The following is a 22,629-nucleotide window of genomic DNA, read 5'->3' on the forward strand; positions in this document are numbered from 1 at the left end:
CTTATTACTGGCCAGTAACCACTGTGGCACCCCTGTTGGTTGTGTCACACACCTTGCGCACGATCAGGAACAGCGGCAACCCGACCGGGGCCAGCAGGATCGTGATCACCAGAACGGGTGCCATGACCAGCGGGTGGACGTTGAGCCGGCGGCCTTCGAGGTACATCCAGCGCCCGACGAACAGGTCCCACGCGATCATGTGCGCCCACACCAGCGCCGCGCCCGTGTCGGTGGCCATGAACTCGGCCAGCGGGCCCAGTTCGGGTCGCGTGACCAGCGGGATCAGCTCGGGCAGCATCGGGATCATCAGCACGACGTAGATCGCGACCGGCGGCAGGACGATCAGGTAGGACTCGGCGATCCGCTGCGTCCACGACCACTTCGGCGCGAAGATCATGAGCAGCCAGAACGGCGCGATGAGCAGGAACGTCAGGCTGAACAGGGTGGCGGTCATGCGAGTGCGTACTCCTTCTTCGTCTTCTTCGATCCGCGCGCCCACACCACGCCCAGGGCGGTGGCGACGACGATGCCGGCGAGCGTGAGCAGGGTCGTGCTGTCGGGCTGGACCAGCGACTGGCCGCGCAGCGCCTGCCAGGTCACGAGCAGGAAGATCCCCAGGAACGATCCGCTGAGAACCCACGCGAGCCTCGTGCCGGCGCGGTGGCCGAGCAGTGCGATGACCACCGGCAGCACCTGCAGCGCGTGCATGCCCACGAAGTGCGCGACCCTCAGGTCACCGTGCTCGGTGCTCCACCCGGTGATCGCCATGTAGGCGCCACCGTCGGGTGCGCCGACCGTGTGCGAGCCGAGGGTGCCGCCGTCGAGGGCCTGGCCGGGCTTCGGCTGCGTCATCAGGAACCCGACGCCGAGGCCGAGGAACGAGATGACGAGCCCGAGCCGGATCGACCACGTCAGCGCCTCGTTCTCGATCTTCGTGCGCCACAACAGGATCGCGACGGTCGCGTGGGTCACCCACAGCACGACGATCGTCAAACCCATGATCGAGAACAACACGCCGTCGAGCGGCGTCTCGAAGTTGAAGTGGCTGCGCTTGCCGCGCACGACCTGGCCGACGATCACGATCATCTCCAGCAGACCTGCGGTCGCGAGCACCGTGCCCGCCCACCAGCCGGCCCGCTGGAACTTCTTCAGGTACGTGAGCAGCCACGCCAGCGTGAACGCGTAGATCGCGAGCGACACGGCGAACTTGAGCGGCTTGAGCCAGATCGGCGAGTTGACCAGCGTCCGGTCGTCGACGAGGAGTCCGACGAGCGCGACCGGGATCAGCAGCATCATCGCCAAGCCGAAGATGACTAATGGGCGGTGCCACGTGCGAAGCATCTCTCTACCCCCTGAATGGATATCGGCACTCTCTACTATCTGGAAGCTACACTATCCGTATGCGTGTTGGCGAGCTGTCGAAGCGAAGCGGCGTTCCCGTGCCGACGATCAAGTACTACCTGCGCGAGGGACTGCTGCCCGCCGGCGTGCTGACCAGCCCGAACCAGGCTCACTACGACGAGGAGCACCTGCGCAGGCTCCGGCTCGTGCGGGCTCTGGTGGACGTCGGCGGATTGTCTATCGCGGCCGTGCGGGAGGTGCTGGGCGCGGTCGACACCCACGACGACTCGCTGCACAACAAGCTCGGGGCCGTGCAGGAGGCCATCAGCCAGCCGGGCTCGGTCGAGCTCGACCCGCTCGCCATCGAGGACGTCCAGGCGTTCTTCGAGCGCCAGGGCGAGACCGAGTGCGTCGACGTCACCGAGAGCAACGTGACCCACATGCTCGCCGCCGCCCTGTCCGCGGCCCGGTCGGTCGGTCATGACGACTTCCGCGAGCTGCTGGACCCCTACCTGGACGGGCTGAAGATCATCGCTCAGGCCGACATCGACTACATCGCGCGGCGCGGATCGGCGGATGCCGTCATCGAGGCGATGGTCGTCGGCACGCTCATCGGGGACGCCGTCATCAAGGCCGTGCGACGGCTCGCGCACGCTCAGGTGTCGCGTGAGGTGCTCGGCGACGCTGACGACCCCCGGCAGGAGATTCCTCGCGGGAAGTGAAAGAGCGGACGTCCTGCCGGACATGTTCTGGGGTGGAGCAGGTGGACGTGGAACCGCGCCAGACTGAGTTCGAAGCCGTCGCACAGGAGCTGATCGAGCCGCTGCGCCGGTACCTGGCCCGGCGGACCGACGCCGCGACCGCGGACGACGTGCTGTCCGAGACGCTGCTGGTCGCGTGGCGGCGCCGTGACGAGATGCCGGCCGAACCGCTGGCCTGGGCATACGCGGTGGCGCGCAACTGCCTCGCCAACGCCGATCGCGCGCGGCGCAGGCAGGACCGGTTGCTCGTGCGGATCTGGCAGCTGGCCAGACCGCCCGAGTACGCCCCGGCCAGGGACGACCCCGATCCGGCACTGGCCAGGGCGCTCGGCCGGTTGTCCGTGGTGGACGTCGAACTGCTGCGGCTGTGGGCGTGGGAGGAGCTCGGTCCCGCCGAGATCGCCCAGGTGGTCGGGATGAGTGCCAACGCGGTCAGCATCCGCCTGCATCGGGCACGCCGGAAGTTGAAGTCCCTGCTGGACGAGCAGGCGGAAGGAGAGCGGCCATGACCGGAGAACCGACAGGGGACGACCTGCGCGACCGGATGCGCCGCGCCGATCCCGCGGCCTCGCTGCGCCCGTTGCCGGAGGAGGAAGCGCGGCGGCTCGTCGCCGGTGCCGTGCTCGCCCACCCGTTGGAGCGCAAGGTGTTCGAGCACACGCGCGGTCCGTTGATGCGGCGGCCGGTGCTCGTCGGTGCTGCGGCGGCGATCGCGGTGGCCGCCGGGGTTGTCGTGTGGACGGCCGGTGGGTCCGGGCAGCAGCCGGATCCGGGCGTCGCAATGCCGTCGTCGGCCCAGCCCGGTCCGGGGATGGGAACGGGCACGCCCGATCCCGGCGGCAACGGGGGACGACCGACCCTCAGCGGCCGGCCGCAGCCGGGTACCTCGACGCCGCCGGTGACGCCGCCTGCGGTCAGCACCAGCCCGTCGGACGGCCGCAAGACCACGGTCGCGGTGCTGACGGACGGCGAGCAGGACCCCGACGTGCGGTGCCGCAAGCCGGAAGCCGCGGTGCTCGCCGCCGAGGCGCACATGGCGTTCGAGGCCACCGTGCTGCGGATCGAGGGCAACGTCGTGACGCTGCAGGTGCACCGCGCCTGGACCGGCGAGGCCGATTTCGTCGAGGTCCGCAACACCGGCAACTCGCCGGTGCTGGCCGGGTTCGATCCCGAGGTCGGCAGGCGGTACCTCGTCGCGGCGGCCGACCTGCGCGTCATGGGCTGCGGGTACAGCGGTCTCGACGAGCCCAGCCTGCGGGCGGTCTACGACGAGGCCTTCCCCGGCCGCTGAGAGAACGACGATGGGGGGCCCGGCCTGGCCGGGCCCCCATCGCGGTTTCTCCTACTTGGTCAGGTAGGCGTTGATCACGGTCTGGGTGACCGAGTCACCGCCCTTGCTCACCGCGGTGGCCCGCAGCGAGACGCTCCCGCCCTTGGCCGGGTTGGCCACGAACATCGCGCCGCCCACGACCCACGCCTTCTGCCACGTGGCGCCCTTGTCGAAGGACACCTGCGCGGTCAGCGACCTTGTCTGCCCGCCCTGGACGGTGAGCGGAATCCGCTGGTACCGGAGGGCAGGAAGGGTGCCGTCCAGGCCGATCTCCGGCGTGAACCGCACCATCGACAGCGGCACCTTCGCGACGCCGTCGGTCGTGGCCGAGTCGAAGCCCCAGGTCGTGGTGACCGACGTGCTGATCGCGGCGACGCCGGACCGGTTCGCCGTGGTGGTCAGCTCGTACCGGCCCGGTGCCGAGGGCAGGGAGAAGAAGGTCTCCAGGTCGAGCGGCCGGTCGGTCGAGTCGATCACCTTGCCGCCCTGCTTGAGCACGGTGGACCCGGAGTCCACCACCGAGCCGCCGCTCCGGCCCTGGCCGTCGGTGAAGAACGGCAGGCTGCCGAAGAGGATGTCGCGGTCGCGGTACAGGCCGACGCGGCGCTCGTTGGTCAGCGCCGGGCCGAAAACGCCGGTGTTGAAGGACTTCTTGTAGGTGCGGCCCGGCTTGAACTGCTCGTCGGGGCCGGTCCAGTACGCCTCGGTGTCGTCGCCGTTGTCCTGCTCGAAGCGGAAGCCCCAGGTGTGCCTGGGGGAGTACAGGTGGAGCTTTCGCGTGTGCGGCAAGGAGTATCCGAAGGCCACGCCGAACACCGCGCTGTCACCGACGGCGGCGGCCGCGTGGAGGAACCCGGTGCGTCCCTCTGCGGTCGCACCGGCCGAGGCCGCGATGGTGACGAGGTCCTTGGCCTTGAGGTGCTTGCGGTAGCCGGTCCAGAACTTCGTGAGCGTCGTGGACTGGTCGATGACGTGGAACTCCTCCCGGTCGGCCGCGGTGTAGGAGGCGGTGACCAGTTCGTCCATCTCGCCGGACTTGCCCTCCGGCCCGACGTGCGCGGTGCTGAGGACGTTGAGGGGCAGGCCGAGCAGACCGAAGCCGTACCCCATGGAGGGCAGCTTGTGGCCCACCCTGATGTACGAGTGGCGTTCGGCGGGGTTGCCCGGCAGCGCGATGTCGACCGGCTTGGCCTGACGCGCGTCCAGCGTGATCGTGGTGTCGGCGTTGACCTCGATGTTGGTGCCGTTGAACCAGTTGTAGTTCGGGTTCGGCTGCTCGGGACCGACCCACTGGCGTCCGCTCAGCAGGTAGCGGCCCTTGGGCAGGCGCAGGGTCTCGAGGCCCGTGCCGAGCTCGTGGTACGTGCTCTTGGCCTCGCCGGTGACGCCCTGCAGATCGGTGCGCCAGTCCGCGGCGGGCTTGCCGTCGCGGCCGATCGCCTTGACCGTGACGCTGTACCGCTCGGGTTCGCGGGTCACTGCCGCCGGGGTGACGACGGTCTGCCCGCCGCCGCTCGCGTTGATGTACGCGCTGAACGTGCCGGAGGCGTCACCGCCCAGCTTGGTGTCGGCGGTGAGCGTGGTGCTCGCGGTGCCGCGCGCGGGCACGGTCAGCTTGGTCGCGCCGAGGGTGAAGAAACCCTGCGGTGCGGCCGTGTTCATCGCGAGGTCGAGGGTGACCGGCTGGTCGCCTGCGTTGCGGTAGACGAGATCGCGCTTGATCGGGACGTCGTCGTGGTGCGGCCACAGCGCCGTGCCGAACGAGACCGAGCCCGTGGTCACCGTCTGCTTGATCGCCTTGGCGACGTCCGTGCGGCCCGCGCCCTGCTCGAACGGGTTGTACGCGCCCGGCCTGGCACTCGCCATCAGCCCGGCCTTGATCTGGTCGCCGCGCCAGTCCGGGTGCACCTGCGCCAGGATCGCCGCCGCGCCCGCGACGTGCGGGGTGGCCATCGACGTGCCGCTGAGCGAGACGTAGCCCTCGGCGGGCTTGGGCTGGGTCTCGCCGAGCCGGCCCGCGGCCGCCGCACCGATGCCGACGCCGGGCGCGGTGATGTCCGGCTTGATCGCGCCGTCACCGTTGCGCGGCCCGGTGCTGGAGAAGCTCGCGAGCTTGTCGGCGCGGTCCACCGCACCGACGGTGAGCGCGGCGTCCGCGCTGCCGGGCGAGCCGACCGAGTTCGGGCCGGCGTTGCCCGATGCGATCACGAACAGCGTGCCGGTCTCCTGGGAGACCTTGTTGATCAGGATCTCCATCGGGTCGAGCAACGGGCTGTCGTGCCCGCCAAGGCTCATGTTGACGACGTCGGCCTGCTGTTCGACCGCCCACTCGATGCCCGCGAGGATCCCGGACTCATACCCGGAACCGTCGTCGCCGAGCACCTTGCCGTCGAGGACGCGCGCGCCCGGAGCGACGCCCTTGAACTTCCCGCCCGACTTCGCCCCGGTGCCGGCGGCGATGGACGCGACGTGCGTGCCGTGCCCGACGCGGTCCTGGTTGTCCGGCGAGTCGGTGAAGTTCTTCTCCGCGACCTCCTGAGTGGCGAGGTCGGGGTGGGTGTTGTCGACGCCGGTGTCCAGCACGGCGATCTTCACGCCCTTGCCGTCGAACCCGGCCTGCCACGCCTGCGGGGCGCCGATCTGGGCGGTGCTGCGGTCGAGCGCGGCCTGGTGCACCGCGTCCAGCCAGATCGTGGTCTTGGCACCACGCTGGTTGTCCGCCAGCGATTTCCACACGTTCGGCGCGTTGTCGGCGGTCACCGTGACCGCGTCGACGCCGATGCGGCTGAACGAGCGGGCTCCCTGCAGCCGATGGCCGGACACGAGCAGCCCGAGGCCCTTGCGCTTGAGGTACTCGGGGCGGCTCAGCAGGGCGAGGTCGAACAGGCGCCGGTCCAGCCGGCCCTCGCTGATCATGCCTTCGACGTCGGCCGGCACTGCATACAGGTGGGTGCCGTCCTCGCGGGTGGCGACGGGGATGCGTTCGCGGCCGGGCGCCGGCTTGAACTCGGCCGGCCTGCCCTTGTCGTCGGTGCGGACCTGGTCACCGGTGATCAGGGTGATCCAGTGGCTGGCTGTCGGCTGGCTCGCGGTGGGTCGGCTGGTGTCGGCCGTGGTCGCGGTGGCGGGGGTGATGCCGGCGAGTGCCGTGGTCAGCACCAGGCCGAGCACGGCTAGGGGGCGATGTTGTGTCAACGGAGGCCTCTCCTTGGGGACGGACTGCTCCTCGGAGGGCATATGTCCGTCACCGGGCCCCGAAATTTCGCATCAGGCAACGGTCAAGATCCGGGTACATGTGGAGCGCATGACGACCCGTGTGCCGTGGGATCCCGACAGCTACCTCGAACTCGCTCGCCGCGCTTGCTTCATCTGCGAACTGCTCGCCGGAAACCCCGGCTACCCGCACCACGTCGCCTACCGCGACGACGTCGCCATCGTCTTCGCGAGCAGGTTCCCGTCGGTCGCCGGCCACTTCCTCGTGGCGCCGGTCGACCACCGCGAGCACGCCCTCGGTGACTTCACCCCGGACGAGTACGCGGCGATCCAGCGGGTCGTGCACCGGGCGGGCAGCGCTCTGAGCGAGCTGGTGCCCGTCGAGCGGCTCTACGTGCTGTCGCTCGGCAGCCAGCAGGCCAACCGGCATGTGCACTGGCACCTCGCGCCGTTGCCGCCCGGAGTGCCCTACGAAGATCAGCAGATCGCCGTCTTCGAGGCTTCTCGCGGCCACCTCGACCTGCCCGACGACGAGGTGGCCGACCTCGCCCGGCGCCTCGGCGACCGCATGGCCAACTGATATATCGGCGCGTCCCACTGATATATCGGTTGGGAACACCTCGTGACCTGCGCTTTAGCAATGAGACTTTGGACTTCGTCCGCAAAAGAATCATTGCAAGGGCTTCAGCCACCGGACCTCGCCATCCTGCCACTCATCGGTGGCGGCAAGCCCAGCAGAAGCGGCAACGGCAGCGGACGCGCGATGGTCAGGATGGATGTGCGCCACAACGGTGCGCACCGACTGGGTGCCGAGCCACCCGACGAGACCTCTCGCCGCCTCGCCCGCGATGCCCCGGCCCTGCCACGGCGTGCCGACGATCCACGCGATCTCGGCCAGAGCCTCGGCCGAGGTGATCGTCGCCTGGACGGTGCCGACGAGACAGCCCTCCTCGCGCAGCCTGATCACCCAGTTCAGCCAGCGCACCGCGGGATCGGGAGAACCCGCGACCAGCCGCCGGTACCGGGCGTCCAGTTCCTCCGGCGTGGCCGGGGCGCCGCCGGTGTACGTGTGCAGCGCGGGGTCCGCCAGCACCCCGGCCATCTCCGCGGCGTGCTCGACCCGCAGCGGCAGCAGGTTCAGCCGGTCGGTGCCGATGTCGTCCGTCACGCCCCCGATCATCGCGAAACTGCCCCTTGCAACGAGTCTTTTGCGGACGAAGTCCAAAGAGTCATTGCTAAGGGGCAGGTCAGCGGAACTGATATATTGGATATTGGACGGTCAGGGCGTCGGGGCTGTCGCCGTCAGAGCCTTGGCCATGCCTTCGAGGACGAGGTCGATCTGCCACGACCGGGCCCCGGACTCGCGCAGCACGGCGGCCACGGACTCGGGGGAGAGGTCCTCTGGCGGTTGCCAGCAGGTGCGGCGCACCAGGTCGGGCAGCAGGAGGTTCTCCACCGGGAGGGTGTTGGCCTCGGCGATGGCCGCCAGCGCGGTGCGGGCCGCGGCCAGGCGGGCTGCGGCGTCCGGGTCCTTGTCCGCCCAGCGGTTGGGCGGGGGCGGGCCGTCGTGCTGGCCGGCGGGTTCGGGGAGCTCCGACTTGGGCAGTGCTCCTGCCTTGCGCAGGGCGTTCATCCAGACGCCGGACATGCGGCGCTGGGCTCGGCCGCGGAACACCGGCAACGCCAGGAGTTCGGCTTCCGAAGCGGGGTTGCGGGCGGCTGCCTCCATCAGTGCGGAGTCCGGGAGGACTCGGCCGGGGGCGATGTCGCGGTCGCGGGCCACGGCGTCGCGGGCTTCCCACAACGCTCGGACCAGGGCGAGCTGACGCTGGTTGCGCACGCGGTGGATTCCCGACGTGCGCCGCCAGGGGTCGGTACGGGGGCGCGGCAACGGCGCCGTCCGTACCGCCTCGAACTCCTCGAGCGCCCAGGCGAGTTTGCCCTGGCGCTCCAGCTCGGCTTCGAGAACGTCGCGCAGCTGCACGAGCAGCTCCACGTCCAGAGCGGCATACGTCAGCCAGTCGGCAGGAAGGGGGCGGCGCGACCAGTCGGCCGCGCCGTGCCCCTTCTCCAGCCGATAGCCGAGCAGTCGCTCGACCAGCGTGCCCAATGCCACGCGTTCGAACCCAGCCAGCCTGCCCGCCAGCTCGGTGTCGAACAGCACGCCGGGTCGCAGCCCGAGTTCGGCGAGGCACGGCAGGTCCTGAGACGCCGCGTGCAACACCCACTCAGTGCCATCCAGCGCCTGCACCAGCGGGTCCAGCCGTCCGCCTAGAGCGATCGGATCGACCAACCAGGTGCCGGCGCCTTCCCGGCGCAGTTGCACCAGATAGGCACGCTGTGAGTAGCGGTAGCCCGAGGCTCGCTCGGTGTCCACCGCGACCGGGCCCTTCGCCCCGGCGAGCGCGTCAGCGGCTCGCCGGAGCGCAGCAGGATCGGCGACCACGGGCGGAACCCCATCAGCAGGTTCCGTCAGCGGTACCGGATCTGGTCCGGTTGGTGCGGTTGGCTCGTCGGCGGGTACATCCACAGCGGATGACCCTACGACGATCGCACCACCCACAGGTGTTCTCGGCCGGTTCAGTGCTTCAAACCGGTATCTAACGGATCACGCCGGCACGCATGGCCAGCGCGACCATCTGAGCGCGATCACCGGTGCCCAGCTTCCGGCCGATCCGCGACAGGTGAGACTTCACCGTCAACGCGGACAGGCTCAGAGCCTCGCCGATTTCCTTGTTGCTCTGGCCATCGGCGACCAGCTGGAGCACCTCGACCTCACGCGCGGAAAGTTCCCGCGGCGTGTTGTCCGTGCCCGGCACCCGAGTACCCGCTGCGAGTACTGGTGCCACGCTCGGATCTGCGTAAACGCCACCATCGAGAACCCTGCGCACCCCGTCGGTGACCACCATCGGAGAGGCGGACTTCAGGAGGTACGCCTGGGCGCCCGCCTGGAAGGCCGACCTGACCGCGTAGGGGTCGTCGGAGGATGCGAGGACCACGATGCGGGGCCAGCCCTGAGCACGGAGTTCCGTGACCAGGTCGATGCCGGTGCCATCCGGCAGGCCCAGATCGAGAATCGCGAGGTCGCACGGTCCGGTAGCGAGTGCCCGCGCCCGAGCCTCCGCCACCGATGCGGCCTCATGCACTGTCCCGGCTCCCATTTGTGTGAGCCGAGCTGATATCGCCTCCCTCAGCAGTGGGTGGTCGTCGACCACCAGCACTGAAAAAAGCTCTTCCCGCGGGTGCGGGACCATGTTCGCCGGCAACGAGCCGGCTGGCGTGGTACGAACGGCCTGACCTAAGCCGACGGCAGCCACGTCACTACCTCCCTGGAGTCGGTCGTGCCCCCCGACCGGCACCGGAGACTTTCGTCCAATCAGCCGCGCCACTGATCGACCGAAAGTGGTGTCGTCTGGGGCAGCGTAGCCGCCCATGCGGGTCTACGGGACGATCAATCGGGTATCTATCCCTATTGAGTTGTGACAGATGGCCCCATGTGTCACACGATCGGATGACAACTAGATAGGGGGAGTAACACGAGCCCCTCTCAGAACGACATCTAGGAGTTGGTTGTGTCCAGCAGTACCGGTCTCGGTCGAGCACGGGCGTTGTTGCAGCGTGTTCCCCTCGTCGACGGCCACAACGACCTGCCGTGGGCTCTGCGCGAGTTCGGCGACGGAACAGCCGAAGACGTCTACACGACCGCCGCGAAGATCGATCTCACGGAACGTCATCCCAGCTTGCACACGGACATCGTGAAAATGCGCGAGGGCGGCCTCGGCATGCAGTTCTGGTCCGTCTGGATTCCGTGCCGGCTGTCTTCCGACGGCGCTGTCACGGCGGTGCTGGAGCAGGTCGAACTGGTCTACGAGCTCGCCGAGCGGTACCCGGATCACCTCGGCATCGCGACCAGTGCCGCAGAGGCTGAAAAAGTTTTCGCGTCCGGGCGTGTCGCCTCCCTCCTCGGGGCCGAGGGCGGACATTCCATCAACTCTTCACTCGGTGTGCTGCGCGCACTGCGCCGGCTGGGTGTCCGCTACATGACGCTCACCCACAACGACAACACGCCGTGGGCCGACAGCGCCACTGACCAGCCAGAACACGGCGGGCTCACCGAGTTCGGCCACGAGGTCGTGCGCGAGATGAACCGCATCGGCATGCTCGTCGACCTGAGCCACGTCGCGCCGAGCACGATGCACGCCGCGCTCGACACGAGCGTCAAGCCCGTCATCTTCAGCCACTCGTCGTGCCGCCACGTTGCGGATCACCCGCGCAACATTCCCGACGACGTCCTGGTGAGGCTGAAGTCCAACGGCGGTGTGGCCATGATCACATTTGTCCCAGACTTCGTGTCACCCCGTGTCGCTGAATGGGACGCAGCCCTTCGTGACGCGATGACGGCCGCCGGTGAGAAGCACGCTGACCTGGACGCCAGGAAGAAGTTCGTGGAGGCGTGGACCGGCGAGCCGAAGCCGGCCGTCACGATCGACGACGTCGTCGCCCACCTCGACCACGCGCGCGAGGTCGTCGGCATCGACCACCTCGGGCTCGGCGGCGACTACGACGGCGTGAAGGAGCTCCCGCAGGGGCTCGAGGACGTCTCTACCTACCCGAACCTCATCGGCGCGCTGCTCGACAAGGGCTGGTCGGAGGACGACTGCACCAAGCTCGCGGGCGCGAACATCCTGCGAGTGCTCCGCGACGCGGACTAGGACGGCCGGAGGGGGGGTCACCCCAGGACGGCTAGTGGTGCGGCCCGAAACGTTGGCGGTGTATTCACGCTCAGCAGGGCGCCTCGCGGCACCGCCCCCGCGCCCCCATACATCCAGTATGAGGACGCGGGGGCGGCACCACGATGCGTCCGTCTGACCGCGAATTCACCGGCAACGTTTCGCGCCACACCACTAGCGCTGTCCGAAGAGCGTGACCCCCACCGGCGGCAGACCCACCGCGGTCGCCATCAGCTCGTAGAAGGCCGTGCCGTGCTCGGCCAGCTCACCGTCGAGCGCCGTCCACGACGCGCGCAGCTCCAGGTCGTCCGTCCGCGCGGGCCCGGCGATGTCGCCGAACCGGGCCGACGACGTCTGCGTCACGGTCCCGCCCAGCGCGGTGAACCCGGCACCGGACTGCTCGAGCGCCTCCGTCAGCCACGACCACCCGACCTCGGGCAGCAGCGGATCGGACGCCAGCTCGTGGTCCAGTTCGACGCGCACGTACGCCACAACGCGCAGGACACCGCCCCACGCCTCGTCGCCGTCCGGGTCGTGCAGCAGCACGAGCCTCCCGGTCGACAGCTCGTCCGACGGGCCGGTGACCTCAGCCGTCAGCGCGTACGCCCACGGCGCGAGCCGCTGCGGTGGGCGAACCTCGGTGAGTTCGATCTCGGGCCTGGTGCGAACCGACTTGAGCGTCCCCACCGCCCGGCGGAAGATTTCCGGCTCGGTCACGCAACTGACTGTATGCCTCGCAATCCGGCCGAGTGATGGCGGCACGCCGAGACGTGGGACCATGAAAGAGAGATGACGAACCAAGCACCCCTCCTCGTGGCCGCAAGTGGCGGCACCCCGTCGCACACCCCTGTCTGGTTCATGCGGCAGGCGGGACGGTCGTTGCCCGAGTACCGGGCACTTCGTCAGGGCACCGCGATGCTCGACGCCTGCATGGACCCGGAGATGGTCTGCGAGATCACCATGCAGCCCGTCCGGCGGCACGGCGTCGACGGCGCGATCCTCTTCTCCGACATCGTGGTGCCGCTCAAGGCCGCCGGTGTCGACCTCGACATCGTCGCGGGCACCGGCCCGGTCGTCGCGAACCCGGTGCGGACGCTCGAAGACGTGCAGAGGCTCCCCGAGCTGCACGCCGAGCAGGTCCAGCCGGTCGCGGACGCGATCGGGTTGCTGCTGAAGGAACTCCCGCAGCAGGTCGCGCTGATCGGGTTCGCCGGAGCGCCGTTCACGCTGGCGAGCTACCTGGTCGAGGGCGGGCCGAGCAAGAACCACGAGCGCACCAAGGCGCTCATGCACGGCAACCCCGAGCTGTGGCACGCGCTGCTCGCCAAGATCGCCGACGTCACGGCGGCCTTCCTGCACGCGCAGCTCGGCGCGGGCGTGCAGGCGGTCCAGCTGTTCGACTCGTGGGCGGGCGCGCTGTCCGAGCGCGACTACCGCGAGTTCGTGCTGCCGCACTCGAAGCGCGTCCTCGAGACGATCACGACGGTGCCGCGCATCCACTTCGGCGTCGGCACCGGCGAACTGCTGCCCGCGATGCGCGAGGCCGGCGCGGACGTCGTCGGCGTCGACTGGCGCGTCCCCCTCGACGTGGCGGTCGCGCGGCTCGAACAGGCCGCTCCCGAGCTGCCGAAGCCGGTCGTGCAGGGCAACCTCGACCCGGCGCTGTTCTTCGCGGGCTTCGAGGCCCTCGAACCCGAGGTCCGCCGCATCCACGCCGAGGGCAAGGCCGCCGCCGGCCACATCTTCAACCTCGGCCACGGCGTGCTGCCCGACACCGATCCGGAGATCATCACCCGGACCGTCGAACTGATCCACAGCTTGTAATGCACGGAAGAGCGCCGCACGTCGCTGTTGTCGGAGGAGGCATCTCCGGCCTGGCTGCCGCGCACAGGTTGCGGATGCTGCTCGGGCCGGCGGCGCGGATCACCGTGATCGAGCAGTCCGACCGCCTCGGCGGCAAGCTGCGCACGGTCGAGCTGGCCGGCGTGCGGTTCGACGTGGGCGCGGAGGCGTTCCTGCACCGCAAGCCGGAGGCGCAGGAGCTGATCGAGGAGGTCGGGCTCACCGGCCACGTCGTGCACCCGACGTCCGCGAAGGCCTCGGTGCACGCGGCGGGGCGCACGCACCAGCTGCCCGCGCACACGTTCATGGGCATCCCGGCGTCGGTCGAGACCGTGCGGCACATGCTGTCGTCCGAGGGCGCGCTGCGGGTCGAGATGGAACCGACGCTGCCGCCGATCGAGCTCAGGGGCGGCGACGTCGCCGTCGGCGGGCTGATGAAGGACAGGTTCGGCCCGGAGGTCGCCGACCGCCTGGTGAGCCCGCTGCTGGGCGGCGTCTACGCGGGCCGCGCGGACGAGCTGGGCCTGCGCGCCACCATGCCGCAGATCGCGACGTTGCTGGACAAGGGCGTCGGCTCACTGCTGGCGGCCGCGGCGATGATGATGCCCGCGCCGCCGCAACCACGCGCGGCCCGTCCGCCCGTGTTCGCCACGCTGAACGACGGTGTCTCGGCGCTCGTCGACCGGCTCGCCGAGGTCGCGAAGCCGGAGATCCGCCTGGGGCTGCCCGTCCGCGTGCTGACGTGGCTGGGCGCCGGCTGGCGCCTGGAGATCGGCTCGGCCGCGACGCCGGAGTACCTCGAGTGCGACGGCGTGGTGCTCGCCGTCCCCGCACCGAGCGCCCGCAAGCTGCTGTCGGAGATCGCGCCGCAGGTGTCCGCCGCGTACGGCAAGGTCGAGGTCGCCTCGATGGCCGTGGTCGCGCTGGCGCTGCCGCCGGGTACCGCGCTGCCGGACCGCTCCGGGGTGCTGATCGCCGAGGGGGAGCGCTACAGCGACCGCATCACCGCGTTCACCGCCAAGGCGTTCACCTTCTCCAGCCGCAAGTGGGCCCACTACGGGGAACCCGTGCTGGTGCGCGGTTCGGTCGGGCGGCACGGCGAGACGGCGTTGCTGCAGCGCAGCGACGCTGACCTGGTCAAGGCCGTGCGCAACGACCTGCTCGAGCTGACGGGCGTCAAGGCCGCGCCGATCGACTACGTGGTGCAGCGGTGGGGCGGCGGGCTGCCGCAGTACGGCGTCGGGCACGTCGACCTGGTGGACACCATCGAGAAGGGCATCGGCGACGTGCCGGGGTTAGCCGTGGCCGGCGCCACGCTGCACGGCGTGGGCGTGCCCGCGTGCATCGCCACCGCCGACGCGGCCGCCGCCCGTGTCGCAGCCCACCTGCTGGGCCGCGTTCGCCGCTGAACCGGTCGTGCCAAGATGGACCTATGGCGCGCCTGAACTACAACGAGCTCAACGACACCATCCGCTACACGATGTGGTCGGTGTTCCGGGTCGAACCCGGCAAGCTGCCGGAGGACCGTTCGGCCGCCGCCTCGGAGACCCAGAACTACCTGGACGCGTTGGAGGGCAAGGGCGTCGTCGTCCGCGGCGTCTACGACGTGGCCGGTCTGCGGGCCGACGCGGACTACATGATCTGGTGGCACGCCGAGGAGATCGAGCAGGTGCAGGCCGCCTACACGGGCTTCCGCCGCACCCCGCTCGGCAAGGTCTCGACGCCGGTCTGGTCGCAGGTCGCGCTGCACCGGCCCGCGGAGTTCAACCGCAGCCACATCCCCGCGTTCCTCGCGGGTGAAGAGGCGCGCAAGTACGTCTGCGTCTACCCGTTCGTGCGGTCCTACGAGTGGTACCTGCTGCCGGAGGAGGACCGCCGCAAGATGCTGGCGGACCACGGCAAGGAGGCCCGCGACTACCCGGACGTGCGCGCGAACACCGTGGCGTCGTTCGCGCTCGGCGACTACGAGTGGATGCTCGCGTTCGAGGCCGACGAGCTGCACCGCATCGTCGACCTGATGCGGCACCTGCGCGGCACCGAGGCGCGGCTGCACGTGCGTGAGGAGATCCCCTTCTACACGGGCACCCGCGTCCCGGCCGCCGAGCTGGTTACCAACCTGCCCTAGAAATCAGGCACCGACCTTGTAGGCCCGGATCACCGTCAGTTCAACGGTGTTCCCCTTGGCGTCCGTCGCAGTGGCCTTCAACGAGGTCCACTGCGCGTTCGCCGGGTGGTAGATCAACGCGCTGTTGCCGACCACACCCGCACGGCGCCACGACTTGCCGTCGTCGTGCGAGTACTCGACCCCGGTGACGCGCACCTTGCCCGTGTCGCCCTGGGACTGGGTGAGCAGACCGACGCGCTGCAACGTGCCCGCGGGCACCGCGCCGTTCCCGTCGAGCTTCGGTTCGAAGCGCACGACCGAAAGCGGCAACGTGTCGAGCTTGCCCTCGGTGCCCTTGGACTTGAAGGTCCACGTCCCGGACACCTTGGTGCTGAACTCGAACTGCGAGCTCCGGTCGAGACTCATCTCGGCGCGGTAGTCGCCCTCGGCCAGCGGCACGTTGTTGAAGACGGCAGCGGGAGCGGCCGCTTCACCGATCAACGCGCCGTTGCGGTACAGGGCGGACCTGGCGACGTCCACAGTGGACGCTCCGTCGCCGTGGGTCGAGTCGCTCAACAGCGGCACCCCGAGGTAGAGCTGGGTGCCGAACCGCTCGGCGAACGGGTACGGACCCTCGGGCAGACCCGGTGAGAACACCGGCCGGTTCAGGTTCTCCTGGTGGGTCTTGCCCGCCTCGTACGTGCGGAGCCCGGAGACCTGGCGTTCCTGGGCGCCACTGCCGTGGCGGATGCTCAGGACGGACTGCCAGCGCATGTCTTCGGTCGTCACGTAATCGACCGCCTTGGCGCCCACCGCGACCGGGTAGAGGGCCGTGCCACCGCTCAGGCCGTGCTCGGACAACGGCAGCTCGCCCTTGGACGCCAGGCTGTCCGGCTTGAGACCACCGATGGTGGCTTCGACGCGGGCCAGTTCGTTCTTGCTCGGCGCGCGCGTCAGCCCGTTCGGCAGACTGCCTGCCACCGGGTAGGCCAGCCGGTAGAACGTGTGCGGATCGGCCGTGGTGTTGGCGTGCAGCACCGCGAGCGAAGCCAGTTCCTTCGGTGAGAGCGGTCCGCCGATCTGCGCGGCGGCCAGCCCGTCGAAGCCGCCGAACCTGATGACCGCGGCCTGCATCGACTGCCCGTTGTGCGTGCGCTTCCAGCTGAGTACACCGACGGTGAAGTCGCCGTGGGGCTCCGGCGCCTGCACCGACAACGGCTGCGCCAGGCGGGCGTCCTGCTTGATCGTCAGGTTGCCGGTCAGCTTCACCGTGGGCTGGAACAGCATGTCCGCGCCCTGGCCGTTGGGGATCGTCGTGTCGAGCGCGTAGAGGCCCTTGGGCATGCGGATCTTCTGGTCGCCCGCACTGAAGATCACCTTGAACGACCGGCTGTCCAGGCCGTCGATGAACGTCAGCGAGCTCTCCGGGTCCTGCCCGGCGCGGTCGGTCATGTCGATCGTGAGGTCGTAGCTCTCCACCTCGCGGTCGATGCCGACGAGCGTGCGGACGGTGTGCGTACCCGACGTGGCGACGACCTCGCCCGAGTACGCGGCGTCCAGGGTGCCGACGCGGCTGTCACCGGTGACCTTGACGGCCGCGGTGCCCTTGGCCGGCACGGTGACCTTCGAGGCGCCCAGCGAGAACATGCCCGACGGCGCGCTGGTGCTGAGCGCGAGGTCGAGCGTGACCGCCGCGTCGGTCGGGTTGCTGTAGGTGATCGACTTGGTCTCCGGCTTGTCGTCACCGTGCGGCCACTCGTGCAGGCCGAGGTTGACCGCGACGACGTCGGCGGTCAGCACCTGGTTGATCGCCTTGGCCACGTCGATGCGGCCGGCGCCCTGGTCGAACGCGCTCACGCCCGGCGTCGGCTTGGCCGTGGTGGCCAGCACCGACTTGAGCTGTGCGGGCGTCCACTCCGGGTGCTGCTGGCGCAGCAGGGCCGCGGCGCCCGCCACGTGCGGGGTCGCCATCGACGTGCCGCTGGCCGCGAAGTGCTCGGTGGTGCCGGCCTTGGCGGCGACGATGCCGACGCCGGGTGCGGTCACCTCGGGCTTGAGGCCGCTGTCCCCGACGCGAGGGCCCTTGCTGGAGAACGGAGCGAGCTTGTCGTCGCGGTCCACGGCGCCGACCGACAACGCGGCCTCCGCCGTGCTGGGCGAGCTGACCGAGCCCGTCGCACCCGCGTTGCCCGCCGCGATGACGAACAGCGTGCCGTGCTTCGCGGTCAGGTCGTTGACGGCCTGCTCGAGCGGGTCGATCTCCGGGCCGTCACCGCCGCCGAGGCTCATGTTGACGACCTGGGCGCCCTGCTCCGCCGCCCAGCGCATGCCGTCGAGGATCCACGACTCCTGGCAGCCGAACTCGACGCAGACCTTCGCGTCGAGCAGCTGCGAGCCGGGGGCGACGCCGCCGTAGCGCGACCCGACGCTCGCGATGGTCGAGCCGACGTGCGTGCCGTGACCGACGTTGTCGGTGTTGTCCGGGTCGCTGGTGAAGTTCTTCTCCGCGATCTCCCTGCCCTTGAGATCGGGGTGGTTCTGGTCGATGCCGGTGTCGACGACGGCGACCTTGATGCCTGTGCCGGTGATGCCGCGCTGGTGCGCGGCCGGTGCGCCGATCTGCGCGACGCTGCGGTCCAGGCTCGGCTTGCGGATGCCGTCGAGCCAGACCTTCTCACCGGAGTCGGTCGTCGCTTTGAGAGCGTTCCAGTCGTTCGCCGAGCGGGCGCCGAGTCTGGCCTGACCGTCCACGATCAACGGCATCCGGTCCCGGTAGCCGAACTCGAGCAACGTGGTGACGTCGAAGAGTCTGCGGTCGAGCCGGTCCGCCGCCAACGGCCCGAACGCGTCCTTCGGAACGACCATCGTGTGCCCGTCGGCACCGCGGTGGGTCTTGAAGGTCATGCCCTTGCGGCCCTCACCGGGCTGGATGGCGATGACCTGCCTGTCCTGTCCTACCAGGACCTTGTCGCCGGTCACGAGTGTGACCTCGTCGACCGCCTTCTGGATCGTGTTCGCCTGTGGTGCCGCTGACGCCAGTGTCGGCGGTACCGCGGTCAGTGCGAGCGCCGTGAAGGCGGCGCCCAGCATTGTGGATTTACCGCGCATTCGAATCCCCTCATGGTTCGAATTTCTGCGCGCTGTGGTCCGCGCAGGCCGGAAGGCCTTCTACGGCAATGTTAAAAAGGTCCCCCGACACTTTTGAACGTATCGATGGTGGCGGGGGTCACACAGGGCTGAATGGGGGATTCTTGGTGGACTTTTGTTCGCCCGTCAGTTCGACTGCCAGAACTTCCAGCGCGCCTTGCGTTTCGCTGACAGTTCTCCGGAGGCACGGCACCATTCCGCGAACGCGGCCGCATCCTCGCGCGCGCGGGAGCCTGAACGGCGCGGATGGTCGACCGCGTAGGCGTCGAAGAGCGGCCGGAACCGGTCGCCGAGCTCGTCGGCGACCTCCGGGCCCAGCGTCCGCGCGATGCCGCGGCGTTTCGACAGCAACGCGCGACGCTCGACGTCGAAGCGTTGTTCGTCGAATCCCGCCGGGACAGGTCCTTTCGCGAGCAAAGCATTCAGCAGCTCTGCCTGACGGGCGGCAAGCCTTTCGCGGGCCGCTGAAGGATCATTCCCGCCGGTCATTTCAGTCACGATGTTTGTCCACGACGGCGCGGATCGCGGCCAGTTCGGACGCGATTTCGGTGTCGGACGGGTAGTTGTCGTCGCGTTCCAGCAGAACGCCGGGCGGTGTGACGCGGGAACACAGTTCGTCGAGTACGCCGAGCACTTCCGGCAACACGGCGTGGGCATGTGTGTCGTGGTAGACGGCGCCGTTGTCGACGCCACCGGCCACGTGCACGTAAGCCAATCGCTCCAGCGGAATCTCGTCAAGGAACCGTTCCGGATCCGTGCCGATGTTGCGGGCGTTCGCGTAGAGGTTCGCGACGTCGACCAGCAGCCAGCAGTCGGTGCGGTCGACGAGCTCGGCGAGGAACTGGCCCTCGGACAGCTCGCCGTCCGGCCACTCCAGCAGCGCGGCGACGTTCTCCAGCGCGAGCGGCACGGGCAGGTTCTGCTGGGCGAGCTTGACGTTCGCGACGAGCACGTCGAGCGCGTCCTTGGTGCGCGGCACCGGCATCAGGTGGCCGGAGTCGAGCCCGCCCGCGCGGACGAAGCACACGTGGTCGCTCACCATCGGCGCGTCCACCGCCTCGGCGATCCTGCCGAGGTGCTCGACGCGGGTGAGGTCGACCTTCTCGGCACCGCCCAGCGACAGCGAGACGGCGTGGGGGAGCACCGGGACGCCGCGCTCGCGCAGGATCGTCACCGACTCCGGCAGGTGTCCGATGTGGAGGTTCTCGGCGACGACCTCGACGAAGTCCACGCCGGTCAGCCGTTCCACGGTCAGGTCGATCTCCGAGCGCCAGCCGATGCCGACGCCCAGGTCCGTGATTCCCGCCATCAGTCGCCTCCTCCGCCGCCACAGCCTCCGCCACCACCGCAGCTGCTGCCACCGGACGAACAGCTGCTGCTCGACGCACAACCACCGCTACCACATCCGCTGCCGCAGCTGCTGCACGCGGCGATCGCCGCCCCGCACCCGGCACCGTCCGAAGAGGACTTCCTCTTGCGTTTGAGCGGAATCATCTTGACGACGCTCTGGGGGAGTTCGAAGAGATCGCCGACGTGCTGGCTCGCGATCTTGCCGCGGAAGCCGTACAGCGCCACCGCGAGCACCCGGTCGCTCGCGGCCACAGGCCGCAGCGCCTCCCGGCCCGCCTTGGTGATCGGGCCCCGGCCGCGCAACCACAGCGCCAGGAGCAGGAAGCCCAGCGCGCCGATGAGGGCCCCTGGCAGTCCGATGGCGAGAACGCACAGGCCACCCGCGAACACGAGCCAGATCCACCAGAACATGTGGCGGCGTCGCGGGCTCCGCATGAGCTTCTGGTCGAGCAGTTGCTGGTGCAGCGACTGCATCTCCAAGCCGTTCGCGGCGGTCTTCACGGCCGAGTCGAACCGGACCGGGTTCCGCAGGTAGGTGAGCATGCGCGTCTCGACCCGCGTGGTCGCGCCGTAGTTGTTCTGGTGCACGGCGGACACCCGCCCGTCGCGGCCCACCCGCGCCAGGCCGGCGTCGAGCAGCCTGGCCAGCGCGGTCTCGGCGGCCCGGCCGGGTCCGGCGGCCAGGTAGCCGATCTGTTCCGGCGACAACTGCGTCCCCTGCGCGGTCATCGGTGTGACCATCGGTTTCCCCCTCAACTGCTGGAACTGCTGCAGCTACTACTACTGCTACTACAACTCGAGCTGCTGCAACTGCTGCTGCTGCTGCTCGAACAACTGCTGGAGCTGCTGCCGCAACTGCTGCTGCTCGAACAACTGCTGCTGGAGCAGGACGACGAGGTGCCACCGCAGTTGTAGTGGTGGTGCTCGTACACGGTGCTGCAGCCGTTCGAAGTGGACTTCATCTTGCCGTGCGCCGGCGGGGCGAAGTGGATCACGTTGGCCGGCAGGCCGTACAGGTCGGAGATCCGCTGGCCGCGGGTCGTTCCGCGCAGGCCGTGCACCGCCACCGCGTCCACCCGTCCACGCACGTTCCTGGCCGCGTACTTCAATGCGCCGTTGCCGATCGGCGTGAGCATGCCCTTGTCCCGCATCAGGAACACGAAGAAGACCAGGACCGCCGAGAGCGCCCAGAGGTTCTTGTCGAACACACCGCCCGCGACCGCCGAGGCGACGGCCAGGAGGAACAACAGCGTGCGGAACGCGTTCGCGCCACCGCGTGCTTTGCCCCACTGGCGGCGCACCATCGCGCGGTCGACGAGACCGCGTCGCAGCGAACCCATCTCCTGGCTGCCGGCCGCGGCCCGCACCACCTGACTGATCGGACGGCTCGAGCCGTTGATCCCGGCGAGGAGGTAGGCCTCGATCGCGGTCGTGGCGCCGTATCCGTTCTGGTAGACGGCGGTCACGAGTCCCTCGCGGGAAACGCGCACGAGACCGCCGTCCATCAGCCGGGCCAGCGCGGCTTCCGCCGCCCTGCCCGGTCCCCCTGCGAGGAACCCGATCTCTTCCACGGACAACCCCGTGGTCGTCGAAGACTTGGCCATCAGCACTCCCCTTCACTGGTGCCAGTGCATCTTCGACGTGAGATCTACCCCCGGGTTCCTCCTGTTACGTGAAACGGACCGGTGAGCGGGTCAGCTTCCGCCGCCGCACCCTCCGCCGCAGCCGCCGCCCCCTCCGCCGCAGCTGCTTCCGCCCGAACACGACGAGGAGCCCACCGAACACGCGGTGCCACTGGAATACGTGGAAGAGCCCGCGTACGAGGCGAGCAGCGAACTGCGCACCTCCAGGTCCGGGTAGACGGCGAGGCCACCGAGTGCGACCAGTCCGGCCGCGCCCACGAGCACGCCCTGGTCCGTCGTCCTGCTCCCCGAGTCGCGGGCGGCGTCGAGCACACGATCCCCCTTGGTCGTGCGCACGAGCTTGCCGCGCCGGGTGAGCAGGAAGATCAGCACCGCGGTGAGGACGAGCTGCAGCGTCAGCCATCCGACGTTGGCGCTGAGGGCGATGCCGTTCACCCAGCGTGCGAGACCGATCGCGAACAGTACCCACAACGCGATGGATCCCTTGCGCAGAGCGCTTTTCGCCATGTCCGGGTTGACCACGAGGCCCATGTCCTCGAGGCGTTGCCCGATCGAGGTGACCGCGGTGTCCGTGGCGACAGACGGGATCATCACGTTCACCGTGCGCGTGGAGTAGCGCTGACTGTCGGCCATGACGGCCCGGTCCACCGGGTTGACCGACTGCGAGTTGGCCGTGGCCTGAACGGCGCCACGGCGTGAAGTCCGCAGCTCACCAGCGGTGAGCAAGCGTGCGACGGCCGTCTCGACGACCCGCCGCGGCCCGCCGGAGAGATAGGCGAGCTCGTCCATGTCGAGGGAGCGCACGGGCTGGTTGCTGTGACCCGCCCGCACGCGTACCCGAACGATGATCGCGACCACCACTGCGAGTGCCAGCCCGATCCAGTACAGCTGAAGGAACTCCGGTCCGGACAATCCCCAAGGCCTCATGCGACCCACCCCCTGACTGCCCCAAGTACCTGCTTGGTGCGTCAATGGTGTGGTGCGGGCCACAGCCTCACAAGGCTTGTTGACGAAGCCTTAGGGTTGTCCGCTTTTTGCCATCTTCTGGCGGTTGGGGCTCAGCTGGACGAGCCGCCGTCGACTCCGCCGGAGCCTTCACCGTCGGTTCCGAAGAAGATCATTGTTGCCTCCCAGGTTCGTCCAGCCCGACCGGCCGGACTAGGACCCA

21 protein-coding genes are annotated in these 22,629 nt (G+C 69.3%); 8 read left to right on the forward strand and 13 right to left on the reverse strand.

What is annotated here, in order from left to right; all coding sequences use genetic code 11:
* Positions 1-4 precede the first annotated feature (4 nt).
* Both ACIA8G_RS26235 and ACIA8G_RS26240 read right to left on the reverse strand, forming a co-directional pair.
* Positions 5-454: an ABA4-like family protein gene (locus ACIA8G_RS26235; protein WP_396421305.1), complete on the reverse strand. Its 450-nt coding sequence runs from the start codon at positions 452-454 to the stop codon at positions 5-7.
* A complete protein-coding gene (locus tag ACIA8G_RS26240) occupies positions 451-1,296 on the reverse strand; it encodes a hypothetical protein (RefSeq protein ID WP_396421306.1) in 846 nt (281 codons plus the stop codon). Before ACIA8G_RS26240 ends, ACIA8G_RS26235 begins: the two co-directional genes overlap by 4 nt.
* A gap of 104 nt (positions 1,297-1,400) precedes the next feature.
* Between ACIA8G_RS26240 and ACIA8G_RS26245 the strand changes: the two genes are divergently transcribed.
* The 3 genes from ACIA8G_RS26245 to ACIA8G_RS26255 are packed head-to-tail and all read left to right on the forward strand — an operon-like array spanning position 1,401 to position 3,393.
* Positions 1,401-2,063 carry a MerR family transcriptional regulator gene (locus ACIA8G_RS26245; protein ID WP_396421307.1) on the forward strand — a complete coding sequence of 221 codons (663 nt, stop codon included), beginning with the start codon at positions 1,401-1,403 and terminating at the stop codon, positions 2,061-2,063.
* A 41-nt stretch (positions 2,064-2,104) separates the two neighbouring features.
* Positions 2,105-2,611: an RNA polymerase sigma factor gene (locus ACIA8G_RS26250; protein WP_396421308.1), complete on the forward strand. Its 507-nt coding sequence runs from the start codon at positions 2,105-2,107 to the stop codon at positions 2,609-2,611.
* The gene (locus ACIA8G_RS26255) at positions 2,608-3,393 is read left to right on the forward strand and encodes a hypothetical protein (protein WP_396421309.1); all 786 of its coding nucleotides are present in this window, start codon (positions 2,608-2,610) and stop codon (positions 3,391-3,393) included. Before ACIA8G_RS26250 ends, ACIA8G_RS26255 begins: the two co-directional genes overlap by 4 nt.
* Positions 3,394-3,444: 51 nt before the next feature.
* Here the strand turns inward: ACIA8G_RS26255 and ACIA8G_RS26260 are convergent, their stop codons facing one another.
* On the reverse strand, positions 3,445-6,627 hold the full coding sequence (locus ACIA8G_RS26260) for a S8 family serine peptidase (RefSeq protein WP_396421310.1): 3,183 nt from the start codon (positions 6,625-6,627) through the stop codon (positions 3,445-3,447).
* Positions 6,628-6,736: 109 nt separating this feature from the next.
* Between ACIA8G_RS26260 and ACIA8G_RS26265 the strand changes: the two genes are divergently transcribed.
* Positions 6,737-7,225, forward strand: a complete 489-nt coding sequence (locus tag ACIA8G_RS26265) for an HIT family protein (RefSeq protein WP_396421311.1) — start codon at positions 6,737-6,739, stop codon at positions 7,223-7,225.
* A gap of 90 nt (positions 7,226-7,315) precedes the next feature.
* Here ACIA8G_RS26265 and ACIA8G_RS26270 read toward each other — a convergent pair whose 3' ends face one another.
* From ACIA8G_RS26270 to ACIA8G_RS26280, 3 genes are all read right to left on the reverse strand, one after another.
* Complete coding sequence (locus tag ACIA8G_RS26270) at positions 7,316-7,813, reverse strand: GNAT family N-acetyltransferase (RefSeq protein ID WP_396421312.1); 498 nt, start codon at positions 7,811-7,813, stop codon at positions 7,316-7,318.
* Positions 7,814-7,924: 111 nt separating this feature from the next.
* Positions 7,925-9,175, reverse strand: coding sequence for an HRDC domain-containing protein (locus ACIA8G_RS26275; RefSeq protein ID WP_396421313.1), 1,251 nt, complete (start codon positions 9,173-9,175; stop codon positions 7,925-7,927).
* Positions 9,176-9,245: 70 nt separating this feature from the next.
* Positions 9,246-9,899: a response regulator transcription factor gene (locus ACIA8G_RS26280; RefSeq protein WP_181320591.1), complete on the reverse strand. Its 654-nt coding sequence runs from the start codon at positions 9,897-9,899 to the stop codon at positions 9,246-9,248.
* 318 nt (positions 9,900-10,217) lie between these two features.
* On the opposite strand from ACIA8G_RS26280, the gene ACIA8G_RS26285 reads away from it, so the two are divergent.
* Complete coding sequence (locus tag ACIA8G_RS26285) at positions 10,218-11,357, forward strand: dipeptidase (RefSeq protein WP_396421314.1); 1,140 nt, start codon at positions 10,218-10,220, stop codon at positions 11,355-11,357.
* 192 nt (positions 11,358-11,549) lie between these two features.
* Here the strand turns inward: ACIA8G_RS26285 and ACIA8G_RS26290 are convergent, their stop codons facing one another.
* Entirely contained in the window at positions 11,550-12,092 is a 543-nt protein-coding gene (locus ACIA8G_RS26290; protein ID WP_396421315.1) for a DUF3000 domain-containing protein, read from the reverse strand.
* 72 nt (positions 12,093-12,164) lie between these two features.
* Here ACIA8G_RS26290 and hemE point away from each other — a divergent pair, with 72 nt between their 5' ends.
* Genes hemE through hemQ form a run of 3 tightly spaced genes read left to right on the forward strand, consistent with a single transcriptional unit; the run spans position 12,165 to position 15,342 of the window.
* Positions 12,165-13,199 carry a uroporphyrinogen decarboxylase gene (hemE, locus tag ACIA8G_RS26295; RefSeq protein WP_396421316.1) on the forward strand — a complete coding sequence of 345 codons (1,035 nt, stop codon included), beginning with the start codon at positions 12,165-12,167 and terminating at the stop codon, positions 13,197-13,199.
* The gene (gene hemG, locus ACIA8G_RS26300) at positions 13,199-14,626 is read left to right on the forward strand and encodes a protoporphyrinogen oxidase (protein WP_396421317.1); all 1,428 of its coding nucleotides are present in this window, start codon (positions 13,199-13,201) and stop codon (positions 14,624-14,626) included. Before hemE ends, hemG begins: the two co-directional genes overlap by 1 nt.
* A 23-nt stretch (positions 14,627-14,649) precedes the next feature.
* Positions 14,650-15,342, forward strand: a complete 693-nt coding sequence (gene hemQ / locus ACIA8G_RS26305; protein WP_396421318.1) for a hydrogen peroxide-dependent heme synthase — start codon at positions 14,650-14,652, stop codon at positions 15,340-15,342.
* A gap of 3 nt (positions 15,343-15,345) precedes the next feature.
* On the opposite strand, the gene ACIA8G_RS26310 is transcribed toward hemQ, so the two are convergent.
* The 6 genes from ACIA8G_RS26310 to ACIA8G_RS26335 form a co-directional block, all read right to left on the reverse strand.
* Positions 15,346-18,429, reverse strand: coding sequence for a S8 family serine peptidase (locus tag ACIA8G_RS26310; protein WP_396421319.1), 3,084 nt, complete (start codon positions 18,427-18,429; stop codon positions 15,346-15,348).
* Positions 18,430-18,594: 165 nt separating this feature from the next.
* Complete coding sequence (locus ACIA8G_RS26315; protein ID WP_396421320.1) at positions 18,595-18,957, reverse strand: hypothetical protein; 363 nt, start codon at positions 18,955-18,957, stop codon at positions 18,595-18,597.
* Between the two features lies 1 nt (position 18,958).
* Positions 18,959-19,777: a DUF692 domain-containing protein gene (locus ACIA8G_RS26320; RefSeq protein ID WP_396421321.1), complete on the reverse strand. Its 819-nt coding sequence runs from the start codon at positions 19,775-19,777 to the stop codon at positions 18,959-18,961.
* Entirely contained in the window at positions 19,777-20,547 is a 771-nt protein-coding gene (locus ACIA8G_RS26325; protein ID WP_396421322.1) for a TIGR04222 domain-containing membrane protein, read from the reverse strand. Before ACIA8G_RS26325 ends, ACIA8G_RS26320 begins: the two co-directional genes overlap by 1 nt.
* A 23-nt stretch (positions 20,548-20,570) precedes the next feature.
* Positions 20,571-21,422, reverse strand: a complete 852-nt coding sequence (locus tag ACIA8G_RS26330) for a TIGR04222 domain-containing membrane protein (protein WP_396421323.1) — start codon at positions 21,420-21,422, stop codon at positions 20,571-20,573.
* A gap of 90 nt (positions 21,423-21,512) precedes the next feature.
* Entirely contained in the window at positions 21,513-22,388 is an 876-nt protein-coding gene (locus ACIA8G_RS26335) for a TIGR04222 domain-containing membrane protein (protein WP_396421324.1), read from the reverse strand.
* Positions 22,389-22,629 lie beyond the last annotated feature (241 nt).

Origin of the sequence: Lentzea sp. NPDC051213, from assembly GCF_044455585.1 — a bacterium.
Lineage (GTDB): Bacteria > Actinomycetota > Actinomycetes > Mycobacteriales > Pseudonocardiaceae > Lentzea.

What these genes read in the sequence shown, in the direction of transcription:
- ACIA8G_RS26320 (WP_396421321.1), bottom strand. Translation starts at nt 19,777, where the DNA reads ATGGCGGGAATCACGGACCTGGGCGTCGGCATCGGCTGGCGCTCGGAG.
- ACIA8G_RS26255 (WP_396421309.1), top strand. Translation starts at nt 2,608, where the DNA reads ATGACCGGAGAACCGACAGGGGACGACCTGCGCGACCGGATGCGCCGC.
- ACIA8G_RS26310 (WP_396421319.1), bottom strand. Translation starts at nt 18,429, where the DNA reads ATGCGCGGTAAATCCACAATGCTGGGCGCCGCCTTCACGGCGCTCGCA.
- hemE (WP_396421316.1), top strand. Translation starts at nt 12,165, where the DNA reads ATGACGAACCAAGCACCCCTCCTCGTGGCCGCAAGTGGCGGCACCCCG.
- hemQ (WP_396421318.1), top strand. Translation starts at nt 14,650, where the DNA reads ATGGCGCGCCTGAACTACAACGAGCTCAACGACACCATCCGCTACACG.
- hemG (WP_396421317.1), top strand. Translation starts at nt 13,199, where the DNA reads ATGCACGGAAGAGCGCCGCACGTCGCTGTTGTCGGAGGAGGCATCTCC.
- ACIA8G_RS26330 (WP_396421323.1), bottom strand. Translation starts at nt 21,422, where the DNA reads ATGGCCAAGTCTTCGACGACCACGGGGTTGTCCGTGGAAGAGATCGGG.
- ACIA8G_RS26235 (WP_396421305.1), bottom strand. Translation starts at nt 454, where the DNA reads ATGACCGCCACCCTGTTCAGCCTGACGTTCCTGCTCATCGCGCCGTTC.
- ACIA8G_RS26325 (WP_396421322.1), bottom strand. Translation starts at nt 20,547, where the DNA reads ATGACCGCGCAGGGGACGCAGTTGTCGCCGGAACAGATCGGCTACCTG.
- ACIA8G_RS26245 (WP_396421307.1), top strand. Translation starts at nt 1,401, where the DNA reads ATGCGTGTTGGCGAGCTGTCGAAGCGAAGCGGCGTTCCCGTGCCGACG.
- ACIA8G_RS26315 (WP_396421320.1), bottom strand. Translation starts at nt 18,957, where the DNA reads ATGACCGGCGGGAATGATCCTTCAGCGGCCCGCGAAAGGCTTGCCGCC.
- ACIA8G_RS26335 (WP_396421324.1), bottom strand. Translation starts at nt 22,388, where the DNA reads ATGAGGCCTTGGGGATTGTCCGGACCGGAGTTCCTTCAGCTGTACTGG.
- ACIA8G_RS26280 (WP_181320591.1), bottom strand. Translation starts at nt 9,899, where the DNA reads ATGGTCCCGCACCCGCGGGAAGAGCTTTTTTCAGTGCTGGTGGTCGAC.
- ACIA8G_RS26265 (WP_396421311.1), top strand. Translation starts at nt 6,737, where the DNA reads ATGACGACCCGTGTGCCGTGGGATCCCGACAGCTACCTCGAACTCGCT.
- ACIA8G_RS26240 (WP_396421306.1), bottom strand. Translation starts at nt 1,296, where the DNA reads ATGATGCTGCTGATCCCGGTCGCGCTCGTCGGACTCCTCGTCGACGAC.